The organism is Mycobacterium sp., from assembly GCF_050700595.1.
Classification (GTDB): Bacteria; Actinomycetota; Actinomycetes; order Mycobacteriales; family Mycobacteriaceae; genus Mycobacterium.
In genome coordinates this window covers 13,335-25,405 of record NZ_JBOHHI010000079.1, presented here as the reverse complement: position 1 = coordinate 25,405, position 12,071 = coordinate 13,335, and the positions used below count along the sequence as shown (strand labels likewise).

Below are 12,071 nucleotides of genomic sequence, written 5' to 3'. Positions count from 1 at the left end.
TCTGCCATATCGCCATGCCATCTCCGATACGAAGTTTTCAGACCTCGTACGTCGTCGATATGGAGACGGTTGGCGAAGAATCCGTTGGTTCTCTTTGAACTTTGGCGGCTGGTCAGTCGACTTGGTGAGCGGCGAACCAGTCGAGCAGCAGATCGGCTAGCTTGTCGGGTTGTTCCTCGGGTATCCAGTGCGAGACGCCAGGCAGGATCTCGAACCGATACTCCCCGCCGACGTATCGCGCGGTGCCGTGGGCCGCTTTGGGGAGCAACGCGATGTCACGATCGCTCCACACGTACATCGTTGGCACAGAGATCTTTTGGTTGGTTGCACGCAGGTCGGACAGTGGTATCGCGCGGTACCAGTTGATCCCCGCCGTCATGGCCCCGGGTTCACTCATGGCGTGTACATCGCGCTCGACCGCGGCCGGCGCCTGCCCGCTGCGTCGCAGGAATTCTGAGGCCATAGCGCCGTTGCGGCGCATGAGCAGCCATTCCGGTATCCGCGGCAACTGGAAGAAGTACATGTACCAGGACGCGAGGCCCTGACGACTGGTCGGGAGCGATTTGAGGAACGCAGCCGGATGCGGCACCGATACCGGCGACACGGTTGCCAGCCGCTCGGGCATTTCGGCCGCGGCGGCCCACGCGACCGCGGCGCCCCAGTCGTGCCCGACGAGGTGCACCCGCCGCGCACCGCTGGCGTCGATCAGGGCGCCGACGTCGGCGACGAGTTCGGACATGCGGTAGTCGCGGCGCCGGGTTGGCCGGGCACCCGGTGAATAGCCCCGCTGGTTCGGCGCCAGGCACCGGTAGCCCTGCGCGACGAGCAGGTCGATGACGGCGTTCCAGCTGTCGTTGTGTTGCGGGAAGCCATGTAGCAACACCACAACGGATCCGTCCGGCGGACCGGCATCGCGGACATCGAAGACCAGGTCATCTCGGCTGTAATGCTCCATCGGTGAAGCATCTCGCATTTCGGAAGCTCGTGGTCTCAAATGCCGTCACGCCGTTGTCGTGCGAACATCAGCGCATGACGACGTTCGCTCTGGTGCACGGTGGATGGCACGGTGCGTGGTGCTGGGAGCTGCTGACACCGCTCCTGCAGCAGGCGGGCCATGACGTGGTCGCCCCGGATTTGCCTTGTGATGACGAATCGGCGACGACGTTTGAGCTGTACGCCGATGTGGTTTGTGCTGCACTTCATGGGCGCGACGACGATGTCGTGGTCGTGGCTCATTCGTTGGGCGGCGCCACAGGTACGTTGGTCGCGGCTCGGCGACCGGTTCGACATCTGGTTTATCTGTGCGCCGCAGTTCCAGCCCCCGGACGCAGCTTCTATGACCAAGGTCAGGAGCAGCCCGACATGGTAAATCCGGACTGGGACAAGGGATTGAGCCAGCCTGACGCGCAATTGCGAACGAGATGGGTCGATATCGACATTGCGCGGAAACTGCTCTATGCCGACTGCGACGATCACACCATCGCGGCAGCCTTCGATCGGTTGCGGCCGCAGTCGGCTTACCCGTTCACCGCACCTCTCTCGCTGGCCGAACTGCCCTCGGTGCGTTGTACCTCGATTGTTTGCAGCGACGATCAGCTGCTTAACCCGGAATGGCAGAGGCGAATTGCTCGCGACATTGGCGCCGATATCGTCGAGCTTCCCGGCAGTCATTCACCGCTTCTTTCGCGACCGTCAGCAGTGGCTGACCTGTTGGTTCGATTGCCCGAGGAGTAATTCACTCGGCAGCCCCAGGTGGAGCGGGATTCTGGTCAGCCCCCCGATTGCGGGACCTGAACCGGTATCGGGACCGGCATAAACGGCACAGTCAAGTACTGGGTCGTCATCGGGGCGGTCGTCGTGGTCGGCGGCGGAGTCGTTGTTGCGGTGTCAGGAGCGGTCGTGGTGGTCGGCGGCTGCGTCGTAGTGGTGGTCTCTGGCGTCTGATACGTCGTCGTCACCGCCGGTTCGGGGCTGCTCGGCGGCGGAGCCACACTTGGGGTCGGGGCGGCGCTGGGGGGCGGCGGAACCGCACTCGGTGTCGGCGGCGCGGAGCTGGGTGCCGGCCGGGGCGGTGGCACCGTCGCGCTGGTGGTGGGGGCGGCCGGTGGTACCCGATGATCGGTGGTGCTCGTCAAGGTGTAAGCCACGCTGCCGATGGCCGCCATCGCCACCAGAGCGCCAAGCCCAAGGAAAAGCTGCGGGAAGCGCCGCCGCCGCCGTGGCCGCCGTGGGGGCTCTACGGGCCGCCCGATTCGGACGGGCTGCGCGACAATATCGTCATAGGGCTCACCGGCGTAGAGCACCGGCTCGTTGCCGGTGTCGTTGTACTCCGACCAGGCCAACTGCGTAGGGGCCGCGTCCTCGTCGACTATCTCGTCGACGGCGGGCAACCCCAAGATGGTGGCAGTACTGCTGCCGTCCATCATGGCGGCCATCGCCGTTGGTGCCTCGACGACCTCCTCGGCGGGTTCGCGGGGAGGCGTCATGGCAGCCCGGACCCGATCGACAACCCCACTGGTGGGCACATAGCGGATACCTTGCGTCGTAAGCGGACAGCGGTCAGTCGCTGACGATAGCGGGCCGCGACGGCCGGACATACCGCCCCATCAGACCGGTATCGACTCCATACGATTGTGTTATCGAACTGAAATCGCAGACAGGGTTTGAGCACCTCGGCCTGAACTAGAATGTGGATCCGTCGCTGACCTTGGCTTGACACATCTGGCAGTTCAGTTGCCACGGTGTCGATTTCAACTTGTAAGAGGTAAACCGCGCCGATCAGCAGCCAGGTCAGCACCCACGCAGTGCATTCGAGAGTCGTTGGCACTGAGCGGTTTTAGGTGACTGGGCTCGCCGATCGGGGTGCGCAGGTCATCACCGAACATCCCGATGCGCCGTCGAGTTGGGCGCCGCTGAGCGACGCGATGCGCCCGAGTTTACGGTCGAGCTGATTCGCCCCTCTGAATAGTTACGGGTTCGGCAAGGTTTCGCAAAAAACCGGTCTCGCGTCTCGCTCCATTGCGGAATCGTGTGGCAACGTCGCCTCCCGGTGCGCTACCGCACCGGGAAGTTTTCCAGTGATTGAGCAGGGGTCAGCCATGCCGAAGGTGGAGATCGCTGCGTTGCTCGCGGTGTGCGCTGCGCTGGCATCGGCGATCGGCGGTGTCATTCGTCAGCGGTCCGCGCAGGAGATCACCGACAGACAGGTCGGCCACTTCGAGCTGTTCTGCATGTCGTTGCGCGATACCCGATGGTGGTTGGGCGGCGTGGCGGCCATCGCTAATTACGCCTTGCAGGCCGTGGCCCTGGCGGTCGGGTCGGTGATGTTGGTGACGGCGTTGCAAGTGACGGCGCTGCTGTTCGCCCTGCCGATTTACGCGCGCTTGACTCATCACCGGGTGACCCACTGGGAATGGATGTGGGCCGTGCTGCTGGCGGTCGCGTTGGCGATGGTCGTCACGGTCGGCGACCCGACGGCCGGCTACTCACGGGGCTCGCTGGCAACCTGGATCGTGGTGGCTGTGGTGATGGGCCCGCTGTTGGTGTTGTGTGTGTTGGGCGCGAGGGTGTGGGCGGGCCGTCCGGCCGCAACGGTGCTGCTGGCGATCGTGGCGGGTTCATCGTTGGCGCTGTTCGCGGTGCTGACCAAGGGCGTCGTCGAGGTAGTAGGAGGTGGCTTCGGGGCGCTGCTACAGGCGCCGGAGTTCTATGCCTGGATACCGGCGGCGCTGGCCGGGATGATTTTTCAGCAGTCGTCGTTTCGCGCCGGTGCGCTGACCGCCTCGATGCCGACGATGACTGTGGTGAAACCCGCGGTGGCGTCGGTGCTGGGCGTCATCGTGCTCGGCGAGACTTTGAACGCCGCTGGGCCAGAGATGTTTGTGCTGCTGGCGGCGGCCGGGGTGGTGGTTATGGCGACCGTGGCCCTGGCCCGCGGCGAGGCGGCCACGATGGACGCACACCGGCGCGGACGTGGAAACCGCCGGGCAGCCCGGGACTTCATCGACTTCATCGGGACGCTAGTTTGGTGGCGTATCGGGCGCCGCTGCGATCGGCTTGGAGCACCTCCGCAGCCTGTGGCCCGCGGCGACGCCCAGCGCCTCACTCCAGACCGACAACCGGTCCATGGATCGGTCGGGTGACGTTGCAACTGACGGGCCGGATGACAGGAAGTTTTCCTCCGGCAGGAAACGCCGGGGACATCTCTGGTTTCCACCCGGATCCTCTGGCAGCAAGGCACACATGAAAAATGTCGCGCGTATCGCCGCATCAACACTCGTAATGACGGCCGGTCTAGGGCTGGCCAGCTTGGGGCAAGGTCAAGGAAACCCGCGCCGTCCGGCAATGGGCAGACGGCACACGGGAGGTCGCCAATCCGGCCGACGTGGATCGGCTCCGGGTTGCCTACCGCGCCGCCAGCATGATCACCCACCGTGATGGCAAGCAGGTCGCCCAGGCCTGGTTTCACGGCCTCAACCCGCTGCTTGGTGACCGCGCCCCGGCGCGCCTGTTACGCGAGGGTGATCTGGAGACCGTTGGGCCTCAGGTGCTCACGGCGGCCCGCCACTGGGAACGCGAAATCTATAGCGTTGTATTTGCTTGTATAGTGACCCAAAAATGAGTAATTACTATATGATTTCTATACATGCTTGACTTTGAGTTTGATCCCGCCAAGAGCGCGGCGAACCTGGCCAAGCATGGGATCGACTTCACCGAGGCGCAGTCCATTTGGCGGGATACCCACCGCATCGAGGTACCGGCGCGCACGACGGACGAGCCGAGGTGGATGGTGATCGGTCAGATTAGCGGCCGGTGCTGGTCGGCAGTGGTGACCTACCGAGACGAACACGTCCGCATCATCCCGGTACGGCGCTCACGAGAAAAAGAGGTGACGATCTATGAAGGCTAATGAGTTCGACAAGCGGTTCGATGCCGGCGAGGACATGGCTGCCGCTCTAGATACAGCGCGGGCGCGGCGGCCCGGTGAGGAACACCGCCGCGTGAACGTCGACTTCCCGGCCTGGATGATCGCCGAACTCGACCGCGAAGCCACCCGGCTCGGCGTCACACGCCAGTCACTCATCAAGGTCTGGATCGCGGAAAAACTCGACCACGGCGACCACACCGCGGCCTGACCGAACCCCAACGGTGCAGGGCCACGCCATCTGACGAATCGATCGTCTCGGTAATGATCGCTAACGGCCGGGTCGGGATTGACCGCGACCAGCAGTTCGTCCATCACGACAACTCCTACGGCACCTGCCGCGTTGAGCACAATGTCCCGGAAATCAGCTCCGCTGCCGCGGTGCGGCCCGTTCCCACCAGTTGATCGTTTCATTGTCGGTTGCCATCCGGTCGAGGATGCCAGCGATCATCTCGATGTGTGTCCCCACGCCACCGGACCAGCAGAATTTCCACAGTTCACGCACGGCCCGGTGATAGTGGTGAATCGTCTCGTCGACGGTGTAGGCGTCGATCTCGCCGGCGCGGTAGCGGTCGACCGCGACCGCGATGTTTTCGATGAGCTCACCCAGCTGTGCTTCGTGATAGTCGGCCACGGCCTTCCTCGCAGCCCGGCGTTCCGCCTTCGTTCCCACAAGCGGGAACATACCCAGTCAGCGTTTCCTCCCACTGAATCTTCAGCGGTAAGCGGGGTTGCCGGTAACGAAGGTTTGCGTGACTCGGGACAGCGGTGAGCGGTGCGAGCGTGCGGCGGAGAGGACCATCCGTCCGCACGCCGTCACCCTCTATTTGCCGACCCGTGTCCGGATCGGCACGCCTTCACTTATTGCGGTCGCGTGGCGGTGTCGATTCCTTCCGTAAGGCGCGCAACACGATTCGCCGCTCACCGAGGTCGGCGATGGTTCGGGTGACTTCGGCGACCGAGCGGCCGAGCCGATCGATCGCGGTGACGACCACCGTGTCGCCTCGCGAGCGTAGTCGAGCATCGCCGCCAAGCCGGGGTGTTCGGTTTTGCTCGAGCCGGAGAGTTGTCTGTGAATACTCGGTCGGTGTCGGCGACGCCGACTCCGGCCTGGTGGAGCTAACGGGACTCGAACCCGTGACCCCCACACTGCCAGGAGCGAGCGAGAGCTGTGATCAGGCCGTTCAGCTGGCGTTTTGCGGTGTAGGCGACGTAGTTGGGTGGCCAATTGTCGTCACGGTTGTCGTCAAAATTGTCGTCACCCGGTGGAGCCGTCCGGGTGCCGCTGCGATGGGCAACGTGTGGACGGCTAAGGCCCGAGTGCTGAGATCGGCACGACATGAACCCCGTCGGTTCGTTTGCCGCCACCGCCGGTTGCAGTCACGACGACGAGAGCCGACGGACTGCCATGCCTGGAAGTGTCCACATTGGCGGCAAAATCGAGGAGACCCTTGGCCGCCCTGTCGATGATGTCTTGATCGCCGGTCAACTTCACCTCGAATGCGGCCCAGCCGTCCGGTGTCTCGATGATCGCATCAACCTCCTTGCGACCATGAGACTCGCGCCAGGAGTACATCGCGCCGGCGAGCGGTTGGGCATAGATGCGAAGGTCGCGGATTGCCATCGCCTCGAAGTGGAATCCGGCGGCCTCGAGGTCGGCGAGCAGGTCCTTTGATCCGACCTTCAGCGCGGCAGTGCCCAGCGACGGATCCACAAAGTAACGGACCGGCGCTTCGCGCAGTTCGGTGCGAGAGCGCATATGCGGCTTCAACGCCGGCGAATTCTCGGTCAGCTTGAGCCGATCGAGCGCGTCGAGGTAGGAGTTCACCGTCTCCTTCGCCGGAGCCCGATGATCGTCACCTGCGATGTCAGCAGCGAGTGCGGTGACCTTGATCGCCGTCCCGACGGATCGCCCGAGCGATGCGAGTGCACGGCGCAGTCGGTCCGGTGTGCGCTTGCCGGTGCCGAGGTCCGGAATGTCGATGTCGACGATCTGCGTGAGGTAGTCGCCAAGCCAGCGCCGGGCGGTTCGCTCCGATTGGTCGAGCAACGCCGGCCACCCGCCGATGACTATCCGTTCCATCAGGCCGGGTACCGTCATCGCGGTCCGCTTGGCCTTCTGGTCCTCGCCCCGTAACAAAGCTGCCAGGGATGCCTCACCCGTCGAATGGCCGGACTCAAAGAGGCTCATCGGCCGCATCCTGAGCGTGCCGATCCGACCAGCGCCGGAGTGCAACTCGCGCTCATATCTCGGAGTCGCCGAACCGGTAAGAATGTAGAGACCACGACGGCGCAGATCATCGACCTGCCGTCGCACTTGATCCCAGATCTCAGGTGCGCGCTGCCACTCATCGAAAAGGATCGGCGTCTCTTGATCGAACAACTCGTGCGGGTTGAGTCCCAGAAGCGCCCGCGCGTTCGGGTCAGTGTCAAAACGAACCGAACTCTTTGCCTGCTGGAGGGCGGTTTCCGTCTTCCCGCAGCCCTTCGGCCCATCGATAAGGACCGCACCGATCGAGGTCAATCGCTCGGACAGCTCGGCGTCGGCGATGCGTGCACGATAGTCGAACATTGCACCAGTCTACGTTTCCGACATTCTGAACTCGCCGTTTTCGACAGCCACGACTCGTCGTTTTCGACACGCCGGATTCGCCCGTTCCGGCAACCACAGGCGATCCCTCGATACCCGGCAAGCATTCCCGGCAGTGAGCCGGACCATGTTCCCATACCCGAATGTGAGGACACCCGGATCGCCGGTTGTCGTCAAAAATCGACCCCGCGAACAAAACAGCTAATGCAAAAAACCTACGGTTATGCAGGTAGAGGTTGGTTTTCTAATGGTGGAGCTAAGGGGACTCGAACCCCTGACCCCCACACTGCCAGTGTGGTGCGCTACCAGCTGCGCCATAGCCCCGCGAGTTGTGCCCATCGAAGCTACACCACCGTCAACTCGCCTTCAAAGCCGCAGGTCACAACGGTCAACGCGGGGAGCCCCTGCACTAGCGAGTGGGGTCGAAGTCATGCAGCGCCGCCGGCTGCGTGCCGGTGGTGATTTGTTCGGCCAGCAGTCGGCCGGTCACCGGACCGTGCGTCATCCCCCACATGCCGTGCCCACCTGCGACGTAGATCCCGTGCTCGGACACCTGCCCTACCAGCGGGCGACCGTCGGGGCTCAACGGGCGCGGGCCAACCCACGCCTCACTGCGCTCCGCCCAGCGGACACCGTCCAAGAATGGGCGCGCCGAGTCGGCAATGGCGTCGGCTCGTGCCGCCGAAGCTGGCTCGTCCGGATCGCGCAGTTCCATCGTGCCGGTGACGCGCAGCTGTCCGTTCAACGGCGTGCAGGCCACCCGGGCCTCCGGCAGGTGGACCGGGCAGGGAACCGGCCGGTCCACTGGCACCGTGAACGAGTAGCCGCGCCCGGCCTGCACCGGGACGCGAACCCAGCGGGCCACCAGCCGCGACAGCCAGGCGCCGGTCGCGATCACCGCCGCGTCGGCGCTCAGCGCGGGACCACCGCGGGTGTGCACGGTGACGCCACCTGCCGAGCGGCCCACATCGGCGACCTCGTAGGTGTGCAGCACCGCGCCCCGTTCGACGACGGAACGGCCCAGCGCCTGCACGAAACGGCCCGGATTGACGAAGCGCTGCCCGTTGACTCGCACACCGACGACGGCCGCGTCGGAGGCCAGCGGCACCTGTTCGCGCAATGCCGCACCGGTCAGCTCGGTAGTGGACACCGGCTGACCTGCATCGGCGAAATGCCGTAGCTCCTCCAGGTGGCGCCCAGCTTCACCAGAACTCCGGAACAGCGCGGTGACCGGCGCCTCGCTGATCGTTGCGTCGACACCACTAGACACCAACGTGTCGTAGGCCTGGATGCACTCGCTGCTCAACGCCAGGTTGGCCCGCACCGCTCGGGTCCATGATGCGCTGCGGCAGTTCGCCGCGAACCGCATCAAAAAACGCCACAGCGCCGGGTCGGTGCTCAGTGGAATGCGCACGGCCGGAGTCGGTTTCAGCAGCGACCGCAGACCATAGCGCAGGATGCGGGGTTCATTGAGCGGAATCGTCAGCGCCGGAGCGATATACCCGGCATTACCCCACGAGGCACCCGCGGCCACGCCGACACGGTCGACCACCGAGACGTCGACGCCGCGCTCTTGCAGAAACCAGGCCGTCGACAATCCCACGACGCCGGCGCCCACCACGATCACGCTGTCAACCATCACTTCTCACCGTAACCAAGAGCCGTCCCCGCTCAGGCCACCTCCGGAGCAGCACCGGACAACTCCGGTTGGACCGCTACCCGGGTTTCCGGGGCAAACATCCAGCTCACCGCGGCGGCCAGCAGGATGATCCCACTGACCGCAAAGCCCCATCCGAAGCTGAAATGCTCGGCGATCTCACCGACCGCCACCGAGCCCACGATGACCCCCAAATCGGCCATCATCTGATACGTCGCCACCGCGGTGCCAGTGCGTGTCGTGCTGCCCAGGATGTCGGCGATCGCCGCCTGCTGCGGTGAACTGAACATGCCCGAGGCCGCACCCGCCAGGTAGGCCGCGCCCAGAAACAGCGGCACCGACGACGACGCGCCCACCCATACGGTTGCCACACCACAGAACGAGAGCCCGGCGATCAAGAGGGTGCGCCGGCCGATCCGGTCCGACAGATAGCCGCTGGGCAGCACCGCGGCCAGGGTGCCGACCGCGAAGGTCGCCAGCACCAGGCCCGTCATCCGCGGCCCGCGGCCCAACACGTCGGAGACGAACAGCGGTACCAGCGCGATCCGCAGCCCGAACACCGACCAGCCCGTCGCGAAGTTCGACACCAGCGCCGAGCGATACGCGCGGTGCCGAAGCGCGGCGCGCACCGTCACCGCCGGACGGGTCTGCTCCGCGGGTGCGGCCAGCGTCGACCGCCGCAAGGCGTAGAACACCACCGTCGCAGCGATCAGCAGCGCCAGACCGTAGACGAGAAACGGCGCGCTCAGCCCCAGGCTCGCGGTGAGACTGCCCACCACCGGTCCGGCGACCGCGCCAACCAAGAACCCGGTGGCGAACAGCCCGGCGATCCGCCCGCGCGCCTCGGCGGGGCTGATCCGGATCATCAGCCCCAGCGCACAAATGAAGAACATCGTCGACCCGATGCCGCCGATCGCGCGAAACAACAGCAGCTGCCAGTAGGTCTGGACGAACGCACACGCGCCGGTGGACACCGACACGATCAGCAGGCCGGCCAGGTAGACCCGTCGCTCCCCCAGTCGCTGCACCAACAGCCCGCACGCCGGTGCAAAGCACAGCCGCATCACCGAAAACGACGTGATGACGAACATCGCTGCGCCGATGCTGACCCCGAATGTGCGGGCGTAGGCCGGCAACACCGGCGACACCACACCGTAGCCGAGCGCGGTCATAGCATTCGCCGCACTCAGCACCCACGCTTCGCGCGGCAGCCGCGCCGGATTCTGACCGCAACCCCCGAAACGAGCGCGTCGAGCGGCGAGGATCACCCGACGACTTTACCCACAACCTCCCGGGCTGCCCGCTGAACCTCGGCCAAGTGTCGCGGACCACGAAATGACTCGGCGTAGATCTTGTAGACGTCCTCGGTGCCCGACGGTCGCGCAGCAAACCAGGCATTCTCCGTCGTCACTTTCAGGCCACCCAGCGGCGCACCGTTGCCGGGAGCGGCTGTCAACTTTGCTGTGATTGGCTCGCCAGCCAGTTCGGTGGCGCTCACCTGTTCCGCCGACAACTTGGCCAACCGGGCTTTCTGTTCGCGGTCGGCGGGCGCGTCGATCCGGGCATAGCTCGGCGCCCCGTATTTGCCGGCCAGCTCCCGGTAGCGCTCCGACGGGCTTGACCCGGTGACGGCCTGGATCTCCGCGGCCAGCAACGCGCAGGTGATGCCGTCCTTATCGGTCGTCCACACCGAGCCGTCGCGCCGCAAAAACGACGCCCCCGCGGACTCTTCGCCGCCGAAACCGATCGTGCCGCCGCTCAGGCCCTCGACGAACCATTTGAACCCGACCGGCACCTCGACGAGCCGACGGCCGATGCCGGCAACCACCCGGTCGATGATTGACGAACTGACCGCGGTCTTGCCGACCGCGATGTCGGCCGGCCAGTCCGGTCGATGGGTGTAGAGGTAGTCGATCGCCACCGCCAGGTAGTGGTTGGGGTTCAGCAGGCCCTCGTCGGGCGTCACGATGCCGTGCCGGTCCGCGTCGGCGTCGTTGCCGGTGGCGATCTGATAGTGGTCCCGATGGGCGATCAGTGAGGCCATCGCGTCCGGCGAGCTGCAATCCATCCGGATCTTGCCGTCCGTGTCCAGCGTCATGAACCGCCAGGTCGCGTCGACCAGCGGATTGACGACCGTCAGGTCAAGCGCGTGCCGCTCTGCGATGACTCCCCAGTAATCCACACTGGCCCCGCCCAACGGGTCGGCGCCGATCAGTACCCCGGCGTCGCGGATCGCACCGATATCGACCACATTGCGCAGGTCGTCGACATAGGCGTCGAGGTAGTCGTGATGCCATGCGGTTCGCAGCGCCCGGGCCAGCGGCACTCGCTTCACTGCGGAGCATCCCTCGCGCAGAATCTCGTTGGCGCGGTGTGCAATCGCGGCGGTGACATCGCTGTCGGCCGGGCCGCCGTGCGGCGGGTTGTATTTGAAGCCGCCGTCTCGCGGCGGGTTGTGCGACGGTGTCACCACGATCCCGTCGGCCAGACCGTCGGCGCGCCCGCGGTTGTAGTTGAGGATGGCGTGGCTGATCGCGGGGGTCGGGGTAAAACGGTCGGCCGCGTCGATCATGGCGGTCACGCCGTTGGCGGCCAGGACTTCCAGCGCCGAGGTCCACGCCGGCTCGGAAAGGCCGTGGGTGTCGCGGCCGAGGAACAGCGGCCCGGTGGTGTCGGCGCCGGCGCGGTACTCCACGATGGCCTGGGTGATGGCCAGGATGTGGGCTTCGTTGAACGCCCCGTCGAGCGACGAGCCGCGGTGGCCGGACGTGCCGAACGCCACCTGCTGAGCGACGTCGTCGGGGTCGGGTTCGGTTGTGTAGTACGCGGTTATCAGGCGCGGCAGATCGACCAGGTCCTCGGGTTGGGCCGGCTGTCCGGCACGCGGGTGGGCCACCATG

Annotated in this window: 11 protein-coding genes, 1 tRNA gene and 2 pseudogenes; 5 read left to right on the top strand and 9 right to left on the bottom strand. The window is 65.4% G+C overall.

What is annotated here, in order from left to right; genetic code table 11:
* Positions 1–112: 112 nt before the first annotated feature.
* Positions 113–955, bottom strand: a complete 843-nt coding sequence (locus ACRDTL_RS08215) for an alpha/beta fold hydrolase (protein ID WP_431506211.1) — start codon at positions 953–955, stop codon at positions 113–115.
* A 74-nt stretch (positions 956–1,029) separates the two neighbouring features.
* Between ACRDTL_RS08215 and ACRDTL_RS08210 the strand changes: the two genes are divergently transcribed.
* Positions 1,030–1,734 (top strand): alpha/beta fold hydrolase, encoded by a 705-nt coding sequence (locus tag ACRDTL_RS08210; protein ID WP_431506210.1) that lies wholly within the window; start codon positions 1,030–1,032, stop codon positions 1,732–1,734.
* Positions 1,735–1,769: 35 nt separating this feature from the next.
* Here the strand turns inward: ACRDTL_RS08210 and ACRDTL_RS08205 are convergent, their stop codons facing one another.
* Positions 1,770–2,525 (bottom strand): hypothetical protein, encoded by a 756-nt coding sequence (locus tag ACRDTL_RS08205; RefSeq protein WP_431506209.1) that lies wholly within the window; start codon positions 2,523–2,525, stop codon positions 1,770–1,772.
* A 573-nt stretch (positions 2,526–3,098) separates the two neighbouring features.
* Between ACRDTL_RS08205 and ACRDTL_RS08200 the strand changes: the two genes are divergently transcribed.
* The 4 genes and pseudogenes from ACRDTL_RS08200 to brnA all read left to right on the top strand — a co-directional run bounded on the left by ACRDTL_RS08200 (position 3,099) and on the right by brnA (position 5,135).
* On the top strand, positions 3,099–4,142 hold the full coding sequence (locus ACRDTL_RS08200) for a DMT family transporter (RefSeq protein WP_431506208.1): 1,044 nt from the start codon (positions 3,099–3,101) through the stop codon (positions 4,140–4,142).
* Positions 4,143–4,312: 170 nt separating this feature from the next.
* Positions 4,313–4,621, top strand: a pseudogene (locus ACRDTL_RS08195) (hypothetical protein); the annotation flags it as partial.
* Positions 4,622–4,645: 24 nt separating this feature from the next.
* On the top strand, positions 4,646–4,909 hold the full coding sequence (locus ACRDTL_RS08190) for a BrnT family toxin (RefSeq protein WP_431506207.1): 264 nt from the start codon (positions 4,646–4,648) through the stop codon (positions 4,907–4,909).
* Positions 4,899–5,135: a type II toxin-antitoxin system BrnA family antitoxin gene (gene brnA, locus ACRDTL_RS08185; protein WP_431506206.1), complete on the top strand. Its 237-nt coding sequence runs from the start codon at positions 4,899–4,901 to the stop codon at positions 5,133–5,135. Before ACRDTL_RS08190 ends, brnA begins: the two co-directional genes overlap by 11 nt.
* A gap of 153 nt (positions 5,136–5,288) precedes the next feature.
* On the opposite strand, the gene ACRDTL_RS08180 is transcribed toward brnA, so the two are convergent.
* From ACRDTL_RS08180 to pgm, 7 genes and pseudogenes are all read right to left on the bottom strand, one after another.
* On the bottom strand, positions 5,289–5,597 hold the full coding sequence (locus ACRDTL_RS08180) for a hypothetical protein (RefSeq protein WP_431506205.1): 309 nt from the start codon (positions 5,595–5,597) through the stop codon (positions 5,289–5,291).
* Positions 5,598–5,797: 200 nt separating this feature from the next.
* Positions 5,798–6,043, bottom strand: a pseudogene (locus ACRDTL_RS08175) (recombinase family protein); the annotation flags it as partial.
* A gap of 190 nt (positions 6,044–6,233) precedes the next feature.
* Positions 6,234–7,496 carry an ATP-binding protein gene (locus tag ACRDTL_RS08170; RefSeq protein WP_431506204.1) on the bottom strand — a complete coding sequence of 421 codons (1,263 nt, stop codon included), beginning with the start codon at positions 7,494–7,496 and terminating at the stop codon, positions 6,234–6,236.
* Between the two features lie 266 nt (positions 7,497–7,762).
* Positions 7,763–7,838, bottom strand: a tRNA-Ala gene (locus ACRDTL_RS08165).
* Positions 7,839–7,923: 85 nt separating this feature from the next.
* Positions 7,924–9,153 (bottom strand): NAD(P)/FAD-dependent oxidoreductase, encoded by a 1,230-nt coding sequence (locus tag ACRDTL_RS08160; RefSeq protein ID WP_431506203.1) that lies wholly within the window; start codon positions 9,151–9,153, stop codon positions 7,924–7,926.
* Positions 9,154–9,185: 32 nt separating this feature from the next.
* Positions 9,186–10,439, bottom strand: a complete 1,254-nt coding sequence (locus ACRDTL_RS08155; RefSeq protein WP_431506202.1) for an MFS transporter — start codon at positions 10,437–10,439, stop codon at positions 9,186–9,188.
* Positions 10,436–12,070 (bottom strand): phosphoglucomutase (alpha-D-glucose-1,6-bisphosphate-dependent), encoded by a 1,635-nt coding sequence (gene pgm, locus ACRDTL_RS08150; protein WP_431506201.1) that lies wholly within the window; start codon positions 12,068–12,070, stop codon positions 10,436–10,438. Before pgm ends, ACRDTL_RS08155 begins: the two co-directional genes overlap by 4 nt.
* Position 12,071: the final 1 nt, after the last annotated feature.